Annotated in this window: 23 protein-coding genes; 10 read left to right on the top strand and 13 right to left on the bottom strand. The window is 60.3% G+C overall.

The window, feature by feature from the left end; genetic code table 11:
• Positions 1-156: 156 nt before the first annotated feature.
• Together ACYZT1_RS19710 and ACYZT1_RS19705 are read right to left on the bottom strand one after the other, a co-directional pair.
• On the bottom strand, positions 157-759 hold the full coding sequence (locus ACYZT1_RS19710) for a LysE/ArgO family amino acid transporter (protein WP_462016317.1): 603 nt from the start codon (positions 757-759) through the stop codon (positions 157-159).
• Between the two features lie 6 nt (positions 760-765).
• On the bottom strand, positions 766-1167 hold the full coding sequence (locus ACYZT1_RS19705) for an ACT domain-containing protein (RefSeq protein ID WP_462016316.1): 402 nt from the start codon (positions 1165-1167) through the stop codon (positions 766-768).
• Positions 1168-1262: 95 nt separating this feature from the next.
• On the opposite strand from ACYZT1_RS19705, the gene ACYZT1_RS19700 reads away from it, so the two are divergent.
• The 4 genes from ACYZT1_RS19700 to ACYZT1_RS19685 all read left to right on the top strand — a co-directional run bounded on the left by ACYZT1_RS19700 (position 1263) and on the right by ACYZT1_RS19685 (position 5252).
• The gene (locus ACYZT1_RS19700) at positions 1263-2162 is read left to right on the top strand and encodes a LysR family transcriptional regulator ArgP (protein ID WP_462016315.1); all 900 of its coding nucleotides are present in this window, start codon (positions 1263-1265) and stop codon (positions 2160-2162) included.
• Between the two features lie 93 nt (positions 2163-2255).
• Positions 2256-3248: an NAD-dependent epimerase/dehydratase family protein gene (locus ACYZT1_RS19695; RefSeq protein ID WP_462016314.1), complete on the top strand. Its 993-nt coding sequence runs from the start codon at positions 2256-2258 to the stop codon at positions 3246-3248.
• Positions 3249-3353: 105 nt separating this feature from the next.
• Positions 3354-4229 (top strand): ATPase, encoded by an 876-nt coding sequence (locus tag ACYZT1_RS19690; RefSeq protein ID WP_462016313.1) that lies wholly within the window; start codon positions 3354-3356, stop codon positions 4227-4229.
• 174 nt (positions 4230-4403) lie between these two features.
• Positions 4404-5252, top strand: a complete 849-nt coding sequence (locus tag ACYZT1_RS19685; RefSeq protein WP_462016312.1) for a cache domain-containing protein — start codon at positions 4404-4406, stop codon at positions 5250-5252.
• 129 nt (positions 5253-5381) lie between these two features.
• Here the strand turns inward: ACYZT1_RS19685 and ACYZT1_RS19680 are convergent, their stop codons facing one another.
• Positions 5382-6899, bottom strand: coding sequence for an MDR family MFS transporter (locus ACYZT1_RS19680; RefSeq protein ID WP_462016311.1), 1518 nt, complete (start codon positions 6897-6899; stop codon positions 5382-5384).
• A 76-nt stretch (positions 6900-6975) separates the two neighbouring features.
• On the bottom strand, positions 6976-8160 hold the full coding sequence (pobA, locus tag ACYZT1_RS19675) for a 4-hydroxybenzoate 3-monooxygenase (RefSeq protein ID WP_462019289.1): 1185 nt from the start codon (positions 8158-8160) through the stop codon (positions 6976-6978).
• Between the two features lie 188 nt (positions 8161-8348).
• Between pobA and ACYZT1_RS19670 the strand changes: the two genes are divergently transcribed.
• A complete protein-coding gene (locus tag ACYZT1_RS19670) occupies positions 8349-9245 on the top strand; it encodes a helix-turn-helix domain-containing protein (protein ID WP_462016310.1) in 897 nt (298 codons plus the stop codon).
• 10 nt (positions 9246-9255) lie between these two features.
• On the opposite strand, the gene ACYZT1_RS19665 is transcribed toward ACYZT1_RS19670, so the two are convergent.
• Together ACYZT1_RS19665 and ACYZT1_RS19660 are read right to left on the bottom strand one after the other, a co-directional pair.
• Entirely contained in the window at positions 9256-9432 is a 177-nt protein-coding gene (locus ACYZT1_RS19665; RefSeq protein WP_462016309.1) for a hypothetical protein, read from the bottom strand.
• Between the two features lie 193 nt (positions 9433-9625).
• Positions 9626-10531, bottom strand: coding sequence for a LysR family transcriptional regulator (locus ACYZT1_RS19660; RefSeq protein WP_462016308.1), 906 nt, complete (start codon positions 10529-10531; stop codon positions 9626-9628).
• Between the two features lie 135 nt (positions 10532-10666).
• On the opposite strand from ACYZT1_RS19660, the gene ACYZT1_RS19655 reads away from it, so the two are divergent.
• Positions 10667-11545, top strand: coding sequence for an MBL fold metallo-hydrolase (locus ACYZT1_RS19655; RefSeq protein WP_462019288.1), 879 nt, complete (start codon positions 10667-10669; stop codon positions 11543-11545).
• Between the two features lie 87 nt (positions 11546-11632).
• On the opposite strand, the gene ACYZT1_RS19650 is transcribed toward ACYZT1_RS19655, so the two are convergent.
• The gene (locus ACYZT1_RS19650) at positions 11633-12514 is read right to left on the bottom strand and encodes a LysR substrate-binding domain-containing protein (protein WP_462016307.1); all 882 of its coding nucleotides are present in this window, start codon (positions 12512-12514) and stop codon (positions 11633-11635) included.
• Positions 12515-12673: 159 nt separating this feature from the next.
• Between ACYZT1_RS19650 and ACYZT1_RS19645 the strand changes: the two genes are divergently transcribed.
• Both ACYZT1_RS19645 and ACYZT1_RS19640 read left to right on the top strand, forming a co-directional pair.
• Complete coding sequence (locus tag ACYZT1_RS19645) at positions 12674-14311, top strand: 5-guanidino-2-oxopentanoate decarboxylase (protein WP_462016306.1); 1638 nt, start codon at positions 12674-12676, stop codon at positions 14309-14311.
• Positions 14308-14469 (top strand): hypothetical protein, encoded by a 162-nt coding sequence (locus ACYZT1_RS19640; protein WP_462019328.1) that lies wholly within the window; start codon positions 14308-14310, stop codon positions 14467-14469. Before ACYZT1_RS19645 ends, ACYZT1_RS19640 begins: the two co-directional genes overlap by 4 nt.
• A 160-nt stretch (positions 14470-14629) precedes the next feature.
• On the opposite strand, the gene ACYZT1_RS19635 is transcribed toward ACYZT1_RS19640, so the two are convergent.
• A complete protein-coding gene (locus tag ACYZT1_RS19635; protein WP_462016305.1) occupies positions 14630-15559 on the bottom strand; it encodes an AraC family transcriptional regulator in 930 nt (309 codons plus the stop codon).
• Between the two features lie 334 nt (positions 15560-15893).
• On the opposite strand from ACYZT1_RS19635, the gene ACYZT1_RS19630 reads away from it, so the two are divergent.
• Positions 15894-16247: a putative quinol monooxygenase gene (locus ACYZT1_RS19630; RefSeq protein ID WP_462016304.1), complete on the top strand. Its 354-nt coding sequence runs from the start codon at positions 15894-15896 to the stop codon at positions 16245-16247.
• Between the two features lie 40 nt (positions 16248-16287).
• Positions 16288-16518, top strand: a complete 231-nt coding sequence (locus ACYZT1_RS19625; RefSeq protein ID WP_462016303.1) for a hypothetical protein — start codon at positions 16288-16290, stop codon at positions 16516-16518.
• Here ACYZT1_RS19625 and ACYZT1_RS19620 read toward each other — a convergent pair whose 3' ends face one another.
• The 5 genes from ACYZT1_RS19620 to ACYZT1_RS19600 all read right to left on the bottom strand — a co-directional run bounded on the left by ACYZT1_RS19620 (position 16519) and on the right by ACYZT1_RS19600 (position 23726).
• On the bottom strand, positions 16519-17160 hold the full coding sequence (locus ACYZT1_RS19620; RefSeq protein ID WP_462016302.1) for a flavin reductase family protein: 642 nt from the start codon (positions 17158-17160) through the stop codon (positions 16519-16521).
• A 237-nt stretch (positions 17161-17397) separates the two neighbouring features.
• Positions 17398-18720, bottom strand: a complete 1323-nt coding sequence (locus ACYZT1_RS19615; RefSeq protein WP_462016301.1) for an MFS transporter — start codon at positions 18718-18720, stop codon at positions 17398-17400.
• Between the two features lie 279 nt (positions 18721-18999).
• On the bottom strand, positions 19000-20334 hold the full coding sequence (locus ACYZT1_RS19610) for a sigma-54-dependent transcriptional regulator (RefSeq protein WP_462016300.1): 1335 nt from the start codon (positions 20332-20334) through the stop codon (positions 19000-19002).
• Entirely contained in the window at positions 20334-22094 is a 1761-nt protein-coding gene (locus tag ACYZT1_RS19605) for an ATP-binding protein (RefSeq protein ID WP_462016299.1), read from the bottom strand. The genes ACYZT1_RS19610 and ACYZT1_RS19605 overlap by 1 nt, the downstream gene beginning before the upstream one ends.
• Before the next feature lie 108 nt (positions 22095-22202).
• On the bottom strand, positions 22203-23726 hold the full coding sequence (locus ACYZT1_RS19600) for a fumarate hydratase (RefSeq protein ID WP_462016298.1): 1524 nt from the start codon (positions 23724-23726) through the stop codon (positions 22203-22205).
• Positions 23727-23806: the final 80 nt, after the last annotated feature.

Below are 23806 nucleotides of genomic sequence, written 5' to 3'. Positions count from 1 at the left end.
TCAGTTGCGGTGAGCGCAAGGCCGATCACGGGCGGCCAGACAAGCGCCGGGGAGTTTGTACTCTTTGCGGCGCAGGGTTCGGATCATAGCACCGGGGGTGCGGCATAACCACGCAACAACTGTGTGGAATAGAGGTTCCAGAGCCTTTTGGAATAATCAGCCGGCGACGATCAATTGCAGGGCGACGGCGAACATCATCACCGCCACCAACAGGTCGAGGACTCGCCAGGTGCCCGGCCGCGCCAGCCAGGGTGCCAGCCACGCCGCGCCCAGTGCCAAGCTGAAAAACCACAACAGTGACGCACTGGCGGCGCCCACGACGTAGGCGCCGGGTTCGGTCTGCTGGGCGCCGAGGGAGCCGATCAGCAACACGGTGTCCAGATAAACGTGCGGGTTGAGCAACGTGACCGCCAGCGCGCTGAGCATCACCGCGCGTAACGAGCGCACGGTCTGGTTTTCCCCCTGCTGCAGACTCTGCTTCGAGAAGGCTCGACGTAGCGCAAGGCTGCCGTACCAGAGCAAGAATGCCGCACCGCCCCAGCGCGCGAACGCCAGCAACGTCGGGTTTTGCGCCAGCACCGTCGCCAGGCCGAAGACGCCCGCGGCGACCAGCAGCACGTCGCACATAACACACAGGGCCGCCACTGGCAGATGATGTTCGCGGCGCAGACTCTGGGCCAGCACGAACGCGTTCTGCGTACCAATCGCCATGATCAGTCCTGCGGCCACCAACAGGCCGTTTACATAGCTCTGCCACATAAGGATCTACTCCGCGTTGGCTGCGAGATCGCGCAGCACGTGCAAGGCACGCTCGGCATCGGCCTGGCCGACGAACAGATGGTCGTGGTGATAACCGGCAACCACGTTGCAACTGATGCCTGCCTGGCCCAATGCGCCGGCAAACGCGGCGGTGAGGCCGACGGCCTCGAGGGACGAGTGCACCGTCAGCGTGATCCAGGCTGCGACATAATCGAAATGGAACCCGGATCGCTCAGCGTCGGTGCGCTCCAGAATGACGGTCAGACCTTCCTGCTCGCGGAAGCTGCCGACGATCTCCACGTCCGTCGGCATTTTCCCGCTGCCGAGGGTGCAGAAAACGTATTCGCCCGCATTCAACTGCGGACTCATGCTGCGGATAAGCGTTACCAGGGACGTTTCGCCGGTCATGTCGATGTTCCATGTCAAGAGTGGTTGCTGGCCATTCTCCAACCGTTGGATGTATAAGAAAAACCAATCATCCTCATCGCTCATTAGGAAAACTGATGTTCGACTACAAATTACTGTCTGCCTTGGCCGCCGTGATCGAACAGGCCGGTTTTGAACGCGCCGCGCAGGTCCTCAACGTGTCGCAGTCGGCCATCTCCCAACGCATCAAATTGCTGGAGGCGCGGGTCGGCCAACCGGTGCTGGTGCGAGTGACGCCCCCGGCACCGACCGAGATCGGTCGACGGCTGCTCAACCACGTGCAACAAGTGCGTTTGCTTGAGCGCGACCTGCAAACACTGGTGCCGGCGCTGGATGACGAGGGCCTGCCGGAACGTCTGCGTATCGCCCTCAATGCTGACAGCCTCGCGACCTGGTGGGCTCCGGCGATCGGCGATTTTTGCGCAGAACAGCATTTGTTGCTCGACCTGATCGTCGAGGATCAGACAGTCGGTCTTAAACGGATGCGTGCGGGTGAGGTGGCAGCCTGTCTTTGCGCCAGTGAACGCCCGGTGGCCGGTGCGCGCAGCGTATTGCTGGGTGCGATGCGCTATCGGGCGTTAGCCAGCCCGGCATTCATCGCCAGGCATTTTCCTGATGGCGTGCGGGCCGAGCTGTTGTCGAAAACGCCGGCATTGGTCTTCGGGCCGGACGATTTCCTGCAGCATCGCTACCTTGCCTCCCTCGGCGTAGACGGCGGCTTCGAACACCACTTATGCCCATCGTCCGAAGGTTTCATTCGCCTGACCGAGGCCGGCCTGGGTTGGGGACTGGTGCCGGAATTACAGGTGCGCGAGCAGCTGAAAAACGGTCAATTGATCGAGTTGCTGGCAGATAAACCGATTGATGTGCCGCTGTACTGGCATCATTGGCGCAATGGCGGGCAATTGCTGGGTCTGCTCACCGATCAGTTGGTGCGTTCGTCGAAGCAGTGGTTGGTGCCTTGGGATCAGCCATAAGCGTCAAGCTGCAAGCCGCAAGCAATACCCATGCGGCCCGTTTTTTATCTGTTTTAAATTTGAAGTTTGCAACTGCATTGGTTGGAGCAATTCATGAAAATTCTGGTTACCGGCGCGAGCGGTTTCATCGGCGGACGCTTTGCGCGTTTCGCTCTGGAACAGGGCCTGGACGTACGGGTCAACGGTCGCCGGGCCGAAAGCGTCGAACACCTGGTACGGCGCGGCGCGGCGTTCATTGCAGGCGATTTGAACGATGCGGATCTGGCGCGGACGCTGTGCGCCGACGTAGACGCGGTGGTGCATTGCGCCGGCGCAGTTGGTGTGTGGGGGCGTTATCAGGATTTTCATCAAGGCAATGTCCAGGTCACCGAAAACATCGTCGAAGCCTGCCTGAAGCAACGGGTTCGGCGCCTGGTGCATTTGTCCTCACCGTCGATCTACTTCGACGGCCACGATCATCTTGGCTTGACCGAGGAGCAAGTGCCCAAGCGCTTCAAGCATCCCTATGCCGCGACCAAGTACCTGGCGGAGCAAAAGGTCTTTGGCGCTCAGGAATTCGGTCTCGAAACCGTGGCGCTGCGCCCGCGTTTTGTGACTGGCGCAGGTGATATGAGCATCTTTCCGCGCTTGCTGAACATGCAGCGCAAAGGACGTCTGGCAATCATCGGTAACGGTTTGAACAAGGTCGATTTCACCAGCGTACAAAACCTTAATGAAGCGCTGCTCAGCAGTTTGCTGGCCAGCGGATCAGCCTTGGGCAAGCCGTACAACATCAGCAATGGCACGCCGATTCCGTTGTGGGATGTGGTGAATTACGTCATGCGGCAGATGGATGTCCCACAAGTCACCCGCTACCGTTCCTACGGTTTGGCCTACTCCGTGGCCGCGCTCAATGAAGGTGCCTGCATGCTCTGGCCCGGTCGTCCGGAGCCGACCCTGTCGCGCCTCGGCATGCAGGTCATGAACAGGAATTTCACCCTGGACATCAGCCGCGCCCGGCATTATCTGGATTACGATCCCAAGGTCAGTCTGTGGACGGCCCTCGATGAATTCTGCGGCTGGTGGAAGGCCCAGAACATTCGCTGAATCGGCGGCACTGAACCGAGCCTCAGGTTCAGGGTCAATCCCTGCGGCCGTGGGGGTTATACTCGCCGCATCAAGCCATCACCATGTTTCACAAAGGTTGATTGAATGCCCATGCGTAACGATGCCAACGACGATTTCGACAATGTGCCGAGCCTGCGTGCCGACATCCTCGATGACGATGATTTTCCGACCACTGCGCGCAACAGCGTGCATTCGCGTACTGCGCCGGTGGTCAAGGTCAAGGCTGCCAGCACCGGTCCACTGTGGGCGCTGGTCGGCGCCTTGTTGTTCGCGTTCGCCGGCCTCGCCTGGTGGAGTTTTCAGCAGATTTCGCTGATGGAGCAGCAACTGGTGGCTACGCAGGAAAGTTTCGCGCGCATCAGTGAAGAAGCCGCGGGGCGCTTGCAGGACATTTCCGGCAAGGTCGTCGCCAGTCAGACCAATGTCAGCAGCGACAGCGAAGCATTGAAGCTGCAGATCAAGCAGCTGGAAAGCCGATTGCAGGACCAGAGCCAGCAGCAACAGGGCGTGGCCGGCCAGGCCTCGGAACTGGACAAGCGTCTGGCGCAGATGACCGCGCAAACCACCGATCTGGACAAGCGGCTCGTTCAGCTCTCGACCCAGAGTACCGAGCAGCAGACTGCCAATACCCAACTGCAAGCACAGGTCAAAACCCTGACCGGCGAAGTGACTGCGTTAAAAACTGCCACCGCTGACGGCGGACAATACGACGCCCAACTGAAAAGTATCGGTGCCGACATCGTTGCATTGAAAAAACAGGGCAACCCGAACGCCGCCATCGAGCGGCTCGAACAAGACTTCATCGTGCTGAAAAGCCAGCAGGACAACCGCCCGACACCGGCCCAAGGCGCGGCCAGCACGGCCGAGTTCGATGCGTTCCGTGGGCAGGTCACCAGGAGCATCAATACGCTGCAGGCGCAGATTCAGAATCTGCAGCAGCAGTTGCGGGCGAAGCCGTAGTCCGACCAACGCAACACGCCATAGGCTAGCAGCTGCTACGGACATTGCTCGCGGAGCTATGTCAAACCAGGCCTAAGGTCGGACAGTCAATCCATTCCGGATGTTGCTCAACATCCATACATCCCGCCAACCCGTCTACGCTCTTCAAACACCGACAAGAACGAGGAAGGCGCAATGGCGGTTTTGCACAAGTTGGCCCTGCTGGGGGGAATGTTGTTGCTGTGCCTCGGCCAGGCTCAGGCGGCCGGGACAGAACAACAGGACAGTCAGGCCGCGCGGGCCTTGCTGGAAAAGGCGCTGGCCTACTATCACGAGAACGGCGACAAGGCGTTTGCGGCGTTCAGTCGTCAGGGGGAGTTTGTCGATAAGGACCGCTATGTGTTCGTTGTCGACACCAAAGGCGTGATGCTGGCCAGCGGCGGTCCGTCTTCGGCGTTGATTGGGCGTGACGTGTCGGATGTGCTTGGACCGGATGTGCAGAAAGCCTTCAAGGATGCGTTGAAAGTGCCTGAAGCCAACGGCATCCAGCAGGCGGAATACCGTTGGCAGAACTGGTCCGACGGCAAGGTCGAGCGCAAGCGCGTGTTTTACCGGCGTATCGGCGAGCGCATTCTGGCGGTGGGTTATTATTTGCCGCGAGCATCGGCTGAGCAGGCCATGGCCTTGCTGAACAAGGCGGCGACGGATCTGACCAAGGACGAGAAGGGCACGCTGACGTCAATTAACTCGCTCAAAGGTGGGTACTTGCAGGACGACCTGTATGTGTTCGTCGTCGATCTGGATACCCAGCGCTACGTCGCGCATGGCACCAACCTGCGATTGATGAACACCGATTTCGGCAAGATCAAGGACCCGGAAGGCAAACCGGTGGGCGAGCCGATTCTGGCGCTGATTGCCAGGCAGGATTACGGCGAATACGAATATCGCTGGAAGAACCCGGTGACCGGCAAGATCGAGGACAAGCACGCGTACCTGAAAAAGGTCGGGCGTTTTCTGGTGGCGGTCGGGTATTACAGCCCTTGATTTTCGATGGCTGAAACACCGCTTTCGCGAGCAGGCCTAATCCCGCCATGAGTTTTTGTCGCGCACAGATTTGTGTACGGCCTGCACCTGTGCGGGAGCCTGCTCGCGAAGGCAAACAGCCCGGTCCATCTACCGAACCTTGTCCTCCCGCCCCCGCAGTACATGGTTGGGCATTGCAATTGCGGCCACCAGGCCCAGCAATGACACGGCCGCACTGACCATCAGTAAATGGCGGAAGGTCAGCAGCAGCTCGGCACGCAAGGCGTTTTGCGCATCGCCCGGCGCCCCGTTCAAACCGTCGAGCAAGACATTCCCTGAGCTGCCCTCGATCATCAACGCTGACCCGGCCAGATGGGCGAGACTGGAGTCCTGCAACAACGCCAGCAGCAACGCCGACATCAATGCCACCCCCACCGCGCCGCCGAGGGAGCGGAACAGGTTGGTGGTGCTGGTGGCCACGCCGATATCCCGTTGCGCAACCGAATTTTGTGTGCCGACCAGGGAGGTCGGGAATTGCATGCCGCCGGCGATGCCACTGAGCACCATGAACAGGCTGCTAAGCACCAGCGCCTGGGGCGGGCTGTACGCCATGCCGATGATCGCGATCGGCATAAGCAGGGCGCCGGTGAGGATCATTGGTTTATAGCGGCCGGTCACCGACGTCCGGCGCCCGGCAAAATACGCACCGATTGGCAAGCCTGTCGCCAGCGGCAGCAGATGCAGCGCGGCGCTGTCGGCGCCCTCGCCGGTCACGCTCTGAAAGCGCAGCGGCATCAGTACGATCAGCGAAATGGCCTGGAAACTGGTGAAGAAAATCGTGCACCAGCACAGTACGGCAGTGCGATTGGCGAACAGATGCATGGGCAACAACGGCTCGCGGGCGCGATGCTCATGCCATACGAACGCCGCCAGCACGATCACCGCGCCAGCTAGCAAGCCCAGCACCTCGGTGCTGCGCCAGGCATGACCTTGGCCAAACTCGGTGATTCCAAGCAACAACGCCGTCAACCCGATGATCATCAATAGCGTGCCGAAGTAATCGATTACCGGCTTACGCTGTGGCACCGGCAATCCGACCAGCGTGCGATGAGCCACCAGCCATGCGCCAAGTCCCAGCGGCAGATTGATCAGGAAAACCCAACGCCACGACAGATACTCGGTCATGTAACCCCCCAGCACTGGCCCTGCGACGCTCGCCACCGCATACATGCTGCTGAAATAACCCTGATAGCGCCCGCGTTCGCGAGGCGGCACGATGTCGCCGATGATCGCCTGGCTGACCGAAATCATCCCGCCCGCACCGATGCCTTGGAGGATCCGCGCCAGGACCAGTTGCTCCATGCTCTGGGCCATGCCGCAAAACAGGGACGAGAGTGTGAACACAGCCATGCCAAACAACATCAACTTGCGACGACCGTACAGGTCGCCAAGTTTGCCGTAGATCGGCACGGCCACGGTCATCGCCACCATGTAACCGGAAATCACCCAGGCCAGCAGGCCGACATCCTTGAACTGCTCGGAAATCGCCGGCATTGAAACCGCGACAATGGTTTGATCCAGTGCGCCAAGAAAGATTGCCAGCATGAGGGCGATCAGCACGCTGCGAATGGCCGGTTTCGGTGAGTCGGGCTGGTTGTCAGTGTTCACGATAAAACCTGCGGGCGGTGATTCCCGCAAGGCGAGGCGGGCGGGCAAGTGCTCGCCAGTGTAAGTCGGTAGCAGGCTATTCGATAGCCTCGTATGGGAGTCCGACGTAATTTTCTGCAATGGTTTTTCGACCCGCTTCGGAGTCGACAAAATAATCCAGTTCCGATTCCGCGATGCGCTGACTAAACGCGTCATGATCGTCAAATCGGTGCAGCATCGAGGTCATCCACCAGGAAAAGCGTTCGGCTTTCCAGACCCGGCGCAGGCAGATGCCGGAGTATTTCTCGAGCAGATCGACGCGGCCTTCGCGGTAAACTTTCAGCAGAATATTGAACAGCGTACTGACATCGCTGGCGGCCAGATTCAAGCCCTTGGCGCCCGTCGGCGGGACAATGTGTGCAGCGTCGCCGACCAGGAACATCCGCCCGTACTGCATCGGCTCAACCACGAAGCTGCGCAGCGGCGCGATGCTTTTTTCAATGGACGGACCGGTTACCAGCGACTTGGCCAGCTCAGCCGGCAGTCGCGCCTTCAATTCCTCCCAGAATCGCTGATCTGACCAGTCCTCGACCTTTTCCTCCGCCGGCACCTGCACGTAATACCGGGTGCGGGTTGGCGAGCGCATGCTGCACAGGGCAAAACCACGCTCGTGACGGGCGTAAACCAGTTCATCGTGAACCGGTGGCGTGTCGGCCAGAACGCCCAGCCAGCCGAACGGATAGACCCTTTCGAACACCTTGAGGCATTCGCCTGGGATCGACTGCCGCGCCACACCGTGGAAACCGTCGCAACCGGCGATGTAGTCGCAATCGAGTCGCCAGGTTTCGCCGTCCTTCTCGAAGGTGACGAAAGGCTCATCGGTTTTCATGCCGTGGGGCACGACGTTGCTTGCCTGGTAAATCGTCCGGGCACCGGCGTCCTGACGGGCGGCCATCAGGTCGCGGGTGACCTCGGTCTGGCCATAGATCATGACGTTTTTGCCACCGGTCAAACCGTGCAGATCAATGTGCACGCGCCGCCCGTCAAGCGCCAGTTCGAAGCCGCCATGCAGCAGTCCTTCGGCGTCCATGCGCTGGCCCACGCCGGCTTGCCGCAACAGCTCTGTCATGCCTTGTTCCAGCACGCCGGCGCGAATTCGCCCGAGCACATAATCGGGGGTTTGGCGTTCAAGGATGAGGGTGTCAATTCCGGCGTTATGCAGCAGTTGACCCAGCAGCAGGCCAGCGGGGCCGGCACCGATAATGGCGATCTGAGTTTTCAGTGTTTTCATTGTTTTTATGGCTCGCAAGGCTCACGCGACGCAGGTCGGTGGATTATTTTTATGAATCGAGTGCTTGCATTTTTCCCTTGCGAGTCTGTCAATTGAAGGTGAAAACTGAGCCGATAGCTGCACATTCTGCCAATCGGTGCGATTATCGCCCGTTACCCCCAGAGGCCTGGATTGACGTTATGAACAAGCCTGACCTGCCTTCCATTCCCGTGTTCAAGCTCTACGGCGAAAGCCTGGACTGGCCAACCCCGGACTTGCTGCACTGTGAAACCATTTCCAAACGCAGCCGCGAACACCAGTGGGAAATCAAACCGCACCGCCACGCCGATTTATGTCAGTTGCTCTTTGTGTTCAAAGGTCAGGCAGAGCTTGAAATCGAAGGCAAACGTACGCAGCTGAGCGAGCCTACGGTGCTGGTACTGCCGCCGTTGTCGGTGCATGGCTATCGGTTTTCCGAGGATGTCGACGGGTATGTGGTGACGCTCGCGGCGCCGCTGGTGGCCCATCTACAGTCGCAGCTGGGCAACTCGGTGAACGCATTGGCTCACGCGCAGAGCTACCCGGCGGGCGTCGACAGCGACTATCTGAACAGCCAGTTTTGCGCACTGCTGGCTGAGTACACGGGTCATCAGCCGGCACGAGAAATGCTCATGCATGCGTTGGTCAGCGTGATCATGGTCTGGGTCAGTCGGCAGGTCATTCAGCGTCACAAGGCCAGCCAGCGGCCGCAGCGGGCCCGGGAATACCTCAACGGTTTCATTCAATTGGTGGAAGAAACCTATCGCCAGCACGTCAAGGTCGAAGACCTCGCCCATCGCCTGGGAATTTCCGTTTCACACCTCAATGGCACCTGTCGTGAGCTGGCCGGGCAGCCGGCGTTGCAGATCATGCACGAGCGGCAATTGCTTGAAGCCAAGCGCCTGCTGACCTACACCAGCATGACCATTTACGAAATGTCCGACGTATTGGGGTTTTCCGATCCGACCAACTTCACGCGCCTGTTCCGGCGCCGGGTGGGGATTTCGCCCAAAGCCTTCCGTGACCGCTTGAAGGCCGATCCGGACAATGACATCTGACGCCCTCCTGTTAGCGGAGGGCGTTGAGCGTCGCGTTGTGGGGAATGCAGCGCTCGAGGTTACAACTCGCGTATTCACGGGGCAGTTGTCGCAACTGTTCCACCCGCCAGGCGGCGGTGCCGTAGAGCGCCAGCGTTGCCGCACAGGTGATGAAAATCGTGAGATATCTTCTTGTTTTGATGTTCATGGCGTAGACCTCTGAACGAATACCCTTGGGTACTGCTTTCAGTTTAGGTCAGCGGTGGTGAGTTGCCAGTGTGTCCCGACATTCACGACGCCGATGATCCCCCTGCAGGAGTCGGCTGGCTGGCGATAGCGTCCGTTCAGGCGAGCCTGTTGACGGTGCCCACCGCGATCGCCAGCAAGCCAGCTCCTTGGGGTCAGAGTCCGACATCCCACTGCGGCTTTTGCGGGAATCTCTGCACCAGAAAATCCAGCAAACTGCGCAGCGCTGCCGGCATGTGTTTGCGCGAGGCATATACGGCGTAGATGTTCATCTGGCGCGGTTCGGCGTGGGGCAGCAGGCGGGTCAGTTCGCCCCGGTGGATGTGCACACCGGCCTGATAGCTCGGCAGCATCGCAATGCCGGCGCCGGCCATCGTCGCGCGCAGCAGCGTACTGGCTTCATTGGCGCTGATGTTGCCCTGGACCGGCACCGAAACCGCCTCGCCGTCCTGCTCGAAATGCCACAGGCTTTTGCCGAAATAGGAGTGAGTGAGGCAGTTGTGCCGGCTCAGGTCTTCGACCCGCGTCGGCGCAGGATGCGCTTGCAGATAGGCGGGGGCGGCGCAGATCACTGAACGGCAAACCGTCAGTCGTCGTGCGATGAGGTTTGGGTCCAGGTCATTGCTGGTGCGAATCGCCAAATCGATACGCTCATCCACCAGGTTCACCGTGCGGTCGAGCATCTGCAAATCGATACTGACGCCGGGGTACCGCTTCACGTAGGCCGCCATGGCGTCCGCCAGTTGCGCCTGGCCGAACGAGGTGCTGACGCTGATGCGCAGCAGCCCACGGGGTGTGTCGTCGGGTTCGCTGACGGCGGCCTGCATGTCTGCAGACAAGTCGAGCAATTGCCGACAGCGCGGCAGCATCTCGTTGCCGGCAGCGGTCAGGCTCAGTTTGCGCGTGGTGCGGTGCATCAGCCGGGCGCCGACCCAGTCTTCCAGCTCCGCCAGATACCGCGAGACCGCCGGCCGTGACAGCTCCAGATGATCGGCAGCGGCCGACTGACTGCCAAGGTCGACCACCGTGACAAACACTTGCATTGCCTGAAGACGATCCATGATTTGCCCGATTTCTGAAACAAACTATGTTCCAGCATCGCATTTTTTGTATCCGTTTACGCAACTAAGCTCAGCCTTTCTTCTGTAGGAGCGAGCTTGTTCCTACAAAAAACCGCGTACTCCATGGAGCATCAAATGATCGGTTTCACTTCTCTCAAACGACTGTTACTGGCCACCGTCACCCTTGGCTTTGCGGCGCATGCGGCGGCTTCCACGTTGACGCTGGACGTGTACAACCCTGGCGAAAAGGCCATCTTCCCGGTGACCTCGGTGTTGGTCAGCGGCGAGAAAGAGGCGATTCTGGTGGACGCGCAATTTGGCAAGTCCCAAGCCGAGCAGGTGGTGCAAAAAGTCCGCGCCAGCGGCAAACAACTGACCACCATCTACATCAGCCACGGTGACCCGGATTACTACTTCGGCCTCGACACGCTGACCGCTGCATTCCCAGACGCCAAAGTCCTCGCTTCGCAACCGACCGTGGATCACATCAAGAAAACCGTCGACGGCAAGCTGGCGTTCTGGGGGCCGAAAATGGGCGTCGATGTCCCCGCCACAACCATCGTGCCTGACGTGCTCAAGGGCGACAGCCTGATGCTTGAAGGGCAGAAACTTCAGGTGGTCGGTCTGGAGGGTAAGCAACCGGACCGTACCTTCGTGTGGATCCCGTCGATCAAGGCCGTGGTCGGTGGCGTTGTCGTCGCCCAGAATATTCACGTGTGGATGGCCGATACTCAAACCGCAGAATCCCACACCGACTGGCTGGCGACACTGCACGCCATCGAAACCTTGAAGCCGAACACCATCGTGCCGGGCCATTACCTGGGCGAGAGTAGCCGTTCCGTGGCCGCCGTGAAGTTCACTGCCGACTATATCAAGGCGTTCGACGAGGAAACCGCCAAGGCCGAAGACGCCGCTGCGCTGATCACTGCGATGAAAAAACGTTTCCCCACGCTGGGCGAGGAAAGCTCGCTGGAGCTGAGCGCCAAAGTTGCCAAGGGTGAGATGAAGTGGTAACCCGATTCACCTGATCACAGTTGAATTTATCGCCAGCAAGCCGGCTCCTGCAGATCATTATGGGAGCCTGCTTGCTGACGATGCTGTTCAGCGGCTTTGAGCCTGCTCCACCAGCCACCCCATCAATTCTCGCAACTTCGTTGATGGCACTGGTTTCTCCGGGAATACCAGGTAATACGCCAACCCCGTTTTCACCCTCAAATCAAACGGCATCACCAGTCGGCCGGCGCTCAGGTCATCGCCGATCAGTGACCAGTCCCCGATGGCCACCCCCGTACCTTGAGAGGCCATCGACATCGCCAGATCCAGCGTTTCGAAATGCTGGCCCCGGCTGACGTTGCTCAACTGCACATTGGCGATTTTCAGCCAGGCATTCCAGTCCCGCTCATCCCGGGTCGGATGCAGTAATAAATGCTGCTGCAAATCCTCCGGCGTGTGAAGCGGCATCGCGCCGTCCAGTAGCGGCTGCGAACACACCGGCGTCAGTTGCTCATCGAACAAATGAAAAGAGGCCAGCGCAGTCTCCGGCGCCGCTCCGTAGATCACCGCTGCATCGAACTGTTCACGATGAAAATCCACCCCGTGACTGATCGTATTGGTGAGCTGCACCGGCACATCGGGGCGCTCTTTTTGCCACTGCATCAGCCGCGGCAACAACCAGCGCATCACACAGGTAGGCGCTTTCAGGCGCAGGGCTTCACGTTTCTCGCCGATCTGCTCCACCGCCTCCGCGATCAGCCCGAATACCTGCTGCACCCGTGGCAGCCATTCACGACCTTCGTCCGTGAGTTTCAAACCCCGCGCATGGCGAATGAACAACGCATAACCCAGATGATCCTCCAACCCGGCGATCTGACGGCTCACCGCGCCTTGGGTGATATGTAACTGCTCTGCCGCGCGGGTGAAGTTGCAGCACTGTGCCGTGATCAGAAAAGTGTGCAGCGCCGGCAGGGGAGGCAATCGTTTCATGGGGATCCGAGTTATGACGTGACGACATGGCTAGTATGACTTTTTATCGATTGTTGCGGCTACGTGTCGCCCGTTCCAATGAGGCCATTACCGGACCTGCCAAATCTTCATAAACAGCGCGCAGGCGAGGCGTCTCAGACGAACAGGAAGGGCAAAATCATGGCGACGTGCGGCGAAGTATTGGTCAAGTTACTCGAGGGTTACGGGGTCGAGCAGGTGTTCGGCATTCCAGGCGTGCATACCGTGGAGCTGTACCGCGGGCTCGCCGGTTCGAGCATCAACCACGTCACGCCGCGTCATGAGCAGGGCGCCGGTTTCATGGCCGATGGCTACGCACGCACCAGCGGCAAACCGGGTGTGTGCTTCATCATCACCGGGCCGGGCATGACCAATATCACCACGGCCATGGGCCAGGCCTACGCCGATTCGATCCCGATGCTGGTGATTTCCAGCGTGCAATCGCGCAGCCAGTTGGGGGGCGGTCGCGGCAAACTGCACGAGTTGCCGCATCAGAGCGCGCTGATCGGTGGCGTGTCGGCGTTTTCCCACACCTTGATGTCGGCGGCGCAATTGCCAGGCGTGCTGGCGCGGGCTTTTGCCTTGTTCCAGGCCGGTCGTCCGCGTCCGGTGCACATCGAAATTCCGTTGGACGTGCTGGTAGAAGAAGCCGATGAGTTGCTCGCCAGTCGACCGGTGAACATTGACCGCGCCGGCGCTTCGCCGAGCGCGATTGTGCGCATGAGCGAACTGCTCGCCACGGCCAGACGCCCGCTGATTCTCGCGGGCGGTGGTGCCATCGATGCCGCCGCACACGTGCAACAACTGGCGGAAAAACTCGATGCGCCCGTGGCCCTGACGATCAACGCCAAAGGCATGCTCGAATCCACTCATCCGCTGCTGATCGGTTCCACCCAGAGCCTGGTGGCGACCCGCGCCCTGGTGGCCGAGGCCGATGTGGTGCTGGCGATTGGTACCGAACTCGCCGAGACCGACTACGACGTGACCTTCGCCGGCGGCTTTGAGATCCCTGGCGCATTGCTGCGCATAGACATTGATCCGGATCAGACCGTGCGCAATTATCCACCGACCGTGGCGCTGGTGTCCGACGCGCGCAATGCGGCCCTGGCTCTGCTCGGCGCACTGTCGCAAACCCCGCTGGCCGAGCGCCGCAGCGATTGGGGCCACGCCCGCGCGGCGCTTTTGCGCAGCGAACTGGCCGCCACCTGGGACGCTGCGACGCTGGCCCGGACGAGCTTCCTGGAGACCGTTTCGCAGGAGCTGCCAAACGCGGTTTTCGTCGGTGATTCGACGCAACCGGTGTACACCGGCAATCTGACCTTCAACCCGCAACGGCCGCGCCGCTGGTTCAATTCGTCCACCGGTTACGGCACCCTCGGTTATGCGTTGCCGGCGGCGATTGGCGCCTGGCTCGGTGGCAGCAGCACGAACGGTGCGCATCCTCCGGTCGTGTGCCTGATCGGTGATGGCGGGCTGCAATTCACTTTGCCGGAACTGGCCAGCGCTGTGGAAGCGCGCACCCCGGTCATCGTTCTGTTGTGGAATAACCAGGGCTACGAGGAGATCAAGAAATACATGGTCAACCGCGCCATCGAGCCGGTCGGCGTGGACATTTACACCCCGGACTTCATCAATGTCGCCAAGGCGCTCGGCTGTATGGCTGAAGCGGTGGACGGCGTCGATCAATTGCGCCATGCGCTGCGTGCCGCGTCGGATCGCCAGGGCCCGACGCTGATTGAAGTCGATCAGGCGCAGTGGATGAAGGCGGTGGCGGAATGAATTTTTCCACGTCGTTCCCCACCACCCTCGACGGTCTCTTCATTGACGGCCAATGGTCGGCCGGCAGTGAACACCTGCGCGTGATCAACCCGGCTACCCAAGCGCTGCTGACCACCGTCAATGGCGGCGACGCCCGAGCTTCAACGCGCCACAAGTGATCTTCCCGCAGACCGCCTGGGGTGGTTTCAAGCAGGGCAGCATCGGGCGCGAATTGGGGCCGTGGGGTTTGCAGGCGTTTCAGGAAATCAAGCACGTGATCAAAGCCATGTGAGACATAAACGGCTCGGGGTGGGGGTGATTTCGAAAATCACTCCACCCTCAAACCGTCAACCGCAGCCGCGCCAGATCCCGCAACGGCGGCGCGCCGAACAGCCGGCTGTATTCACGGCTGAACTGCGAGGGGCTTTCGTACCCCACCCGATACCCGGCCGCCGCGGCTTCCAGCCCTTCAGCCAGCATCAAACGACGTGCCTCCTGCAGGCGCAGTTGCTTTTGATATTGCAGCGGGCTCATCGCCGTCATCGCCTTGAACCGATGATGCAAAGTCGACACGCTCAGGTTCACTTCCCTGGCCAGATCATCAATCCGCAACGGTTGCTCAAAATTTCCGTTAAGCCACTTGATCGCCTGGCTGATGCGATGGCTCTGACTGTTGGCGATAGCAATTTCATACAGCCGATGACCCTGTGGACTGCGTAATAAACGATAAAGAATTTCCCGGCGAATCAGCGGCGCGAGCATGGCGATGTCTTTCGGCGCATCCAGCAACCGCGCCAGACGCAGTACTGCGTCGAGCATGGCGCTGTCTATCCGCTCAACATACAAGCCGCGGCCGGTGGGGCGGGTCGGTACGCCAAGCGGTCCGGCGTCGGCAATCAGCGCGGTGATTTCTGCCGGGTCGATATCCAGCCGCACCGCCAGGATCGGTTCTTCGCAAGTGACATTCACCACGCGCCCGCTCAACGGCATCGAGACCGACACCACCAGGTAATTCAACGGGTCATAGTTGAAGAATTCATCGGCCAGGCGAACTTCTTTACGGCCCTGGGCCATGATGCACAGCGCCGGTTGCGCCAGCACCGGGGCAAAGTCGTGGGACTTGCTGTGCCGCGACATGTACAGCGACCCGACGCCCGTGGCGTAGGTGCCATCCTCCCGCGTGTTGCGGCGAATGATGGTGGCCAGCTCCGCGCGCTGCTTTTCCATGTCGGTGTCCAGCGGAGCTTGAAAATGATCGAGCGACGACATGCGGGGCATCCTCGGCGTATCAATGGAAGGAGCTGAGCTTAAGTTTGTGCAAGGTGCAACGGTAGACACATTCTGCGAGAAGCTTGCCTGATTCTGCACGGCACGGATAACAGGCGTGGCAGAGTCCGTTTATCACCCCTAAAACTTGCTTGAAACGAGTGTTGCAAGACGAGGGGCGGTTTTACACCTGGTTACGAATACCGCTGCGCACTCCCGCAGGATTGTGCAACAAGCCGGCAGGAATCGACTAACCGCGACGGTCCTGTCGCCCTTAACCTTGGATCCTGTCGCAGCCCGTCCCCTGGTTGCGGTCGACTACCTGGGAGGGTTGAACATGTCTACGCAGATCCCCGTCAGTCACATGGCCTTCGTTCGTGCTCGCGCCGGACGCTCGGTGGAACTTGGTGCGCGGCTCAGCGCCTTGATCGAGCCGTCGCGTGCTGCGCCAGGCTGCCTGAGTTTTTCCCTGCAACATTCGCAATGCGATCCGCAGTTGTGGCTGGTGTCCGGTTTCTGGGTCAATCAACAGGCGATGACGGCGTATTTCAGCACGCCGGCCATGCAGGTTTTTGCCGAATTGGTGCAGGGCCTGGTGGTCAACAGCCTGGATTTCCACACGTTCAAGGAAGTGTCCGCGGAACAGGCGCGGGGGCGTACCGAGTCGTGGGTACACAAAATGGCGGGTTGAGGGTTTAATGGCTCCATTCTCATCAGCCAGGATCCGCGACATGGCACGTAAAGCCTTTGAAACCTTCGAAGCCGTATCCGCCGTAGTACCCCGCGAGGGTGGTTACTACGCAGCGATCGCCACCAAGAAAATCGGTGGCTCCGGTGCGCCGCGCTTCAACAAACTTCTGGAAGAACAGACCTTTGCCACTGCCTCAGCAGCGGATGATGCAGCCGCCATACAACTGACCCGTCTGCAGGGTGTGGGCGAAGATGGCGAGCTGATCTGGTAGTTACTTGACTGCGCCCGGAACGGCTCCCGGGCGGAACATCTTGAACAACGCCTCAGGCCCCAGCTGGAAATAATCCGCCGGCCCGCCGCCGCGCAGAATCGGTTCTGCCGCGGCGGTGTCGTATACACCGTCTTTCAACAGCCATTTGGCAATGTGCACGGCGACTACCTCGCCGAGAATCAGCCAGCTCGGTACCGCGTTACCATCGGCCCGTTGCAGCTGAATGATCTGCGTGACCTTGCACTCGAACGACACCGGGCTTTCGGCAACCCGTGGTACCTGAATGATTTTCGAGGCGACGGGCGTCAGTCCGGACAATTCGAACTCGTCGACTTGCGGATCGACCATGGCGCAGCTCTGGTTCATCTGCTCGGCCAATGGCCGGGTGGCCAGGTTCCAGGCGAATTCGCCGGTCTGCTCGATGTTGTTCAGGCTGTCTTTGCGCCCGACGCTGGAGAAACCAATGATCGGCGGAATATAGTTGAAGGCGTTGAAAAAGCTGTAAGGCGCGAGGTTCAGCCGACTGTCGGCATCCTGAGAAGAAATCCAGCCGATAGGACGCGGGCCGACGATCGCATTGAACGGGTCGTGAGGCAGGCCGTGGCCGTTGGCGGGTTCGTAGAAGTGGATGTCATCGGGCATTGGAAGAATTCCTGAGCTGTGCAGAAAGCGTTCATAGTGCAAGGACAAACACTTAATTTCCAGCGGACCCTGTCCCTGTGGGAGTGAGCCTGCTCGCGATGGCGGACTGACATTCACCATTCATGTTGTCAGGGAGACTGCTATCGCGACTAGGCTCACTCCTACAGGAGTTATATGGAGTTGGCAAAAAGGGGCAGACCCGTTCAGGTCTGCCCCTTTTTTTGTGGCGCTTGCAGATTAATCCGTCTCGATCCGCGAATGTTTACGCGTGTCTTTCATGGTGATGTACACCATCAGCGACACGGCGATACAGGCGGTGACATACCAGTAGTAACCGGTCTCCATGCCGATGCTCTTGAACCACAGCGCGATGTATTCAGCGGTGCCGCCGAAGATCGACACGGTCAATGCGTACGGCAAGCCGACGCCCAGCGCACGAATTTCGGTGGGGAACAGTTCGGCTTTGACCACGGCGTTGATCGAGGTGTAACCGCTGACGATGATCAGCGCGGCCATGATCAGGAAGAACGCGCCCCACCAGGTTTCGATCGTATGCAGGGTGGTCAGGATTGGCACGGTGAACAGCGTGCCGAGCACGCCGAAGGCAATCAGGATTGGCCGACGACCGATTTTATCCGACAGGCCGCCGATCAGCGGTTGCAGGCACATGAACAGGAACAGGGTTGCCGCAGAAATGGTGGTGGAGTCTGAAATGCTCATGCCGACCGTATTCACCAGGTATTTCTGCATGTACGTGGTGTAAGTGTAGAAGGCCAGGGTGCCGCCCATGGTCAGACCGACCACGGTCATCAGTTCCTTCGGATGGCGCATCAGGGTGCGCATGGCGCTTTCTTTCTTTTCCTTCTGCACCTTGTTGAACGATTCGGTCTCTTCCATGCCTCGACGCAGGTAAAGCGCGACCACGGCACACATCGCGCCGATGGCGAACGGAATTCGCCAGCCCCAGGCGTACAGCTCTTCGGTGGTGAGGATGTTCTGCAGCACGATCAACACGCCCAGCGCGATGAGCTGGCCAGAAATCAGGGTCACGTACTGGAAGCTGGAGAAGAAGCCGCGACGCTCTTTGGTCGCCATTTCGCTGAGGTAAGTCGCCGAGGTGCCGTATTCGCCACCCACCGACAGGCCTTGCAGCAAGCGGGCGAAAATCAGCAGGATCGGTGCGCCGATGCCGATGGTTTCATAACCCGGACTGACGGCGATCAGCAGCGAACCGAAGCACATCAGGTAGACCGAAGCCATCAGCGCTTTTTTACGACCGGCGCGGTCAGCGTACAGGCCCATCAGCCAGCCACCGATCGGGCGCATCAGGAAGCCGACGGCGAAGATTGCCGCAGTGTTCAGCAGTTGTGCGGTGGTGTCGCCTTTAGGGAAGAACGCTTTGGCGAAGTACAGCGAGAAGGCGGCATAAACGTACCAGTCATACCACTCGACCATGTTGCCGACCGAACCGCTGAAGATCGATTTGATCCGGCTGGCGGTGGTTCTTTCTTTGGCCGGCGAGGCAGCCGACCCCAGGGGCAGGGTGTTGGAGTTATCCATCGAAGGATCCTTCATTTAATTGTTTTTGTGGAGCGCGATAGAACGCAGCCTGCGTGGGCTATAGCAGGAGCTGTGCCAACGAAGAGAGTGGCGGTTTAGAGGGGTTTCAAGGTTTGGCTGAGCGGAATTCCGCTCATGCTGGAAAAGGCGTGAGCGGAATTCCGCTTACAGGTCGTGAGATGTGTTGCCTGTCCCGGCCTCATCACATTTGGACTGTGTTCACCAATCCCTGTGGGAGCGAGCTTGCTCGCGATGAGGCAGGCACAAACACCACAGAAATCAGGTGTCTTGCAGGATCATCTCGCGGCTCAGCCCATGGCGCTGCATCTTTTCATTGAAGGTACGACGGGGCAGTTGCAACTCTTCAAGCACTGCTTTGACATCGCCTTTATGCCGGGTCAACGCTGCGCGCAGGCAGTGCGCTTCAAAAGCTTCCTGCTGCGCCGCCAGCGATTTGCCGGGGTCGATGCCCGCCGGAGCAGGTTCATCCAGACCCAGCACCTGCCGCTCGGCGACATTCGCCAGCTCGCGCACATTGCCCGGCCAATCGTGACTCAGCAGATGGCTCAGCTGCGGCCCGCTCAACGGCAGCGATGCACGTCCCAGGCGCTGCGCAGCCTTGTAGGCAAACGACTCGAACAACAGCGGGATATCCTCGCGACGGTCGCGCAATGGCGGCAAGCGCAATTCCGCGACGTTCAAACGATAGGCCAGGTCCTCACGAAAACGGCCGGCCCGGGCTTCGTCGAGCAGATCCGGTTTAGTCGCAGCAATGATCCGCAGGTCTACATGAATACTTTGATTCGACCCCAGCCGCTCAAGCTTCTGCTCCTGCAACACGCGCAGCAATTTCACTTGCTGGGCCAGCGGCATGCTTTCGATTTCATCCAGAAACACCGTACCGCCGTCGGCATATTCGAGCTTGCCGATGCGCTTGCCTTGCGCGCCGGTAAAAGCGCCGCTCTCGTGGCCGAACAGCTCGGCTTCGAACAACTGCTCGGGTATCGCTGCACAGTTGAGCGCCACAAACGGTTTGTCGGCGCGCGGCCCGAAGTCGTGCAGACAGCGCGCAACCAGTTCCTTGCCGCTGCCGGTTTCCCCACGGATCAGCACGTTGACGGGCAGCACCGCGAGGTCCAGCACCTGTCGGCGCAAGGTCTGCAAACCACGGGACACCCCAAGCAAGGTGGCATCGAGTTTGGCCCGGTTGTCCGCCTGCTCGTGCAGCGTACGGTTTTCCAGCACCAGCCGGCGCTTGTCCAGCGCCCGGCGCAGACTGCCAAGCAGGGTTTGCGGGCTGAACGGTTTTTCCAAAAAGTCGTAAGCACCGTCGCGCATCGCATCCACCGCCATCGGCACATCGCCATGGCCGGTCAGCAGAATCACCGGCAGATCGGCATCACGGCGCTGCACTTCGGCCAGCAGCTCCAACCCGGTCATGCCGGGCATGCGCACGTCGCTGAGAATCACACCGGGAAAGTGCTTCGGCAACTGGGCCAGGCATTCATCAGCGCGACTGAACAGCTGCACCTCGAATCCCGACAAACTCAACCATTGTTCGACAGCACTGCGGATGCTGCTTTCGTCGTCCACCACCATCACTGAGTTGAGCATCAGGCCTGGGTCTCCACATCGATGGGCAGGGTAACGGTGAACATCGCGCCGTTGTCGCGATTCTCTGCACTCAGGCGGCCGCCGGTCTCGTGCACGATGGCATAGGATACGGCCAGACCGATGCCCAGGCCATCGCCCACCGGTTTGGTGGTGAAGAACGGATCAAAGACTTTTGGCAGATGTTCTTCGGCAATGCCACCGCCGTTGTCGGCCACTGTCAGGCGCCACAGTTGGTCATCGGCTTCGAGGCGGATTTCCAGACGTTTGCAGGGTTTTTCGCGCATCGCATCGAGGGCGTTGCGCAGCAGATTGATCAGCACCTGTTCGAGGCGAATCGCATCGCCACGCACCCAGGCCGGGCGCGTCAGGTGCAGTACTGTGCTGACCTGCTCATCGCGCAGCCGGGTGTCGAGCAGTTCCAGCGACTGGTCGACGACCGCCGCCAGGTCGAGACGTTCGCGCAAACCGCTGGGGCTCTTGCGTGCGAACGTTTTCAGGTGACCGGTGAGGGCGGCCATGCGTGTCAGCATGTCGTCCACCGGTTTGAGTGCCTTGTAGGCGTCGTCCACCCGGCCGTGATCGAGCAGCAGGCGCAACGTCGCCAGTTGCATGCGCTGCGCGGTCAGCGGTTGATTGATTTCGTGAGCCAACGCCGCCGACATCTGCCCCAGCGCCGCCAGTTTGGCCGATTGCACCAGGCCGTCCTGTGCAGTGCGCAAGTCACGGGTGCGTTCCTCCACCAGCTGTTCGAGTTCTTCGCGGCTGCGCTGGCGCATTTTCGCCAGACGCCAGCGCTGGTTAAGGAACAGCAACAAAAATACCAGCGCCAGCCATAAACCGGCAGCGGCGAGTGCGGCGTTGCGAGTGTCTTCGGAAACGATTTGCGGCCGACGCAACAGGTGCAACGTCCAGCCTTCGGCAGCCAGTGGTGCTGATTCCCACAGGTAATCGGCGCTGCCGTCCGGGCCCTCGACGCGTGCCAGATCACTGTCGTCATCGAAGCGGCGCAGTGACTCGAACTTCAAGGGCGTCAACGTTTGTTTGTCGTATTGGCGAGTTGATTTGAGTTCGGCGTGATCGCTGTCGCTCAACGGTTCCAACAAGCGGTAGCGCCAGCCGGGCTGGTTGGCGATGAAGACGATTCCGCGCGCGTCGCTGACCAGCAACGTGTCACTGCCCTGACGCCATTCGCGTTCCAGTTCCGGAAACTCGAGTTTCACCACCATGGCGCCGAGGAACCGGCCGTCGTCAGCCGTCACTGCGCTGGAGAGGAAGTAGCCGGGAATTCCGCTGGTCACACCGACCGCGTAGAAACGCCCGGTACCCTGGGTTCGCGCCTGGCTGAAATAGGGGCGGAACGCGTAATTGTGACCGACGTAACTGCTGGGTAGACGCCAGTTGCTCGCCGCAATGGCCAAGCCGGTGCGGTCGAGCAGTTCCAGGGTCGAAGAAGCGGCCGCGCCGTTGATTTTTTCCAGTTTGCGGTTCAGCGCGTCCTGCACATCAGGTGTCAGCGGACCGTTGAGCGCCGACCGCAACTCCGGGTCCAGTGCCAGCACGGCGGGCAAAGCGCGGTAGCGTTCGATCAAGGTGTGCAGGGAGGTGGCGTACAACCCCAGTTGCTGACTGGCGCGGGCGGCGTCTTCCACCAGGGCCTGGCGCTCGGCCTGGCGGATGGCGAGGGCGGCGGCGAGGGCTGCGCCAGCGAGAATCAGAAGGGTATAAAGCGCCATGCGCAGGGTGCGAGAGGACTCAGACATGCCGGGCGTTACACACTCTATTCGGAGGGCCGCACCATACCATGAGCAACAAAAAAGGCGACAGGAGGATCAGCCCCGGTCGCCTTTTCGCTCGTCCAGTCGTAGCGCTTACTGCACTTCCACCGCCAGGCTTTCACTGATTTTCTGCTGCCAGATCGCAGGGCCGGTTATGTGCACCGACTCGCCGTTGCTATCGACTGCAACGGTCACCGGCATGTCCTTCACGTCAAACTCGTAAATCGCTTCCATGCCCAGTTCGGCAAACGCGACCACGCGGGATTTCCTGATGGCTTGCGCGACCAGATAAGCCGCGCCGCCAACTGCCATCAGGTAGACCGCCTTGTGGTCCTTGATCGCGTCGATCGCGGTCGGGCCGCGCTCGGATTTACCAATCATGCCCAGCAGGCCGGTTTGCTCGAGAATCTGACGGGTGAATTTGTCCATCCGCGTGGCCGTCGTCGGACCGGCAGGCCCCACCACTTCTTCGCGCACCGGATCAACCGGGCCGACGTAATAGATGAAGCGGCCCTTGAGGTCCACCGGCAGGGTTTCGCCCTTGTTGAGCATCTCGACCATGCGCTTGTGTGCAGCGTCGCGACCGGTGAGCATTTTGCCGTTGAGCAGGACGGTTTCGCCCGGCTTCCAGCTCTGCACGTCTTCCGGCGTCAGGGTGTCGAGGTTGACGCGGCGGGCCGACGGGCCGGCTTCCCAGACGATTTGCGGGTAGGCGTCCAGCGGCGGCGCTTCCAGTGAGGCCGGGCCGGAACCGTCGAGCACAAAGTGCGCGTGACGGGTGGCGGCGCAGTTGGGGATCATGCACACCGGCAAGGAGGCGGCGTGGGTCGGGTAATCCATGATCTTCACGTCGAGCACGGTGGTCAGACCGCCGAGGCCCTGGGCGCCGATGCCCAGCTGGTTGACCTTCTCGAAGAGTTCCAGGCGCATTTCTTCGATGCGATTGGACGGACCGCGCTTCTTCAACTCGTGAATGTCGATGGACTCCATCAACACTTCCTTGGCCATCACCGCAGCTTTCTCGGCGGTGCCGCCGATGCCGATACCGAGCATGCCCGGCGGGCACCAGCCGGCCCCCATGGTTGGCACGGTTTTCAATACCCAGTCGACGATCGAGTCGGACGGGTTGAGCATGGCCATTTTCGACTTGTTCTCGGAGCCGCCGCCCTTGGCTGCCACGTCCACTTCCACGGTGTTACCCGGAACGATGGAATAGTGAATAACGGCCGGGGTGTTGTCCTTGGTGTTTTTGCGAGCGCCCGCCGGGTCGGCGAGGATCGAGGCACGCAGAACGTTTTCCGGCAGGTTGTACGCGCGGCGCACACCTTCGTTGATCATGTCGTCCAGGCCCATGGTGGCGCCATCCCAGCGCACGTCCATGCCGACGCGGACAAACACGGTGACGATGCCGGTATCCTGACAGATCGGGCGGTGGCCGGTGGCGCACATGCGCGAGTTGATCAGGATCTGCGCCATCGAATCACGGGCTGCCGGCGACTCTTCGCGCAGGTAGGCTTCGTGCATCGCCTGAATGAAATCAACGGGGTGGTAGTAGGAAATGAACTGCAGGGCGTCGGCAACGCTCTGTATCAGGTCATCTTGCTTGATCACGGTCATCAGTCGCGCTCCTCTAAAAGACGGGAACATGGGGGTTGAGCTGCAAGCCGTAAGCTTCAAGCGGCAAGCTCACAGCGGTT

The organism is Pseudomonas sp. PB3P13 (assembly GCF_054897735.1).
Note: the sequence above shows the minus strand (reverse complement) of the source record. Positions and strands in the feature narration are given on the sequence as shown.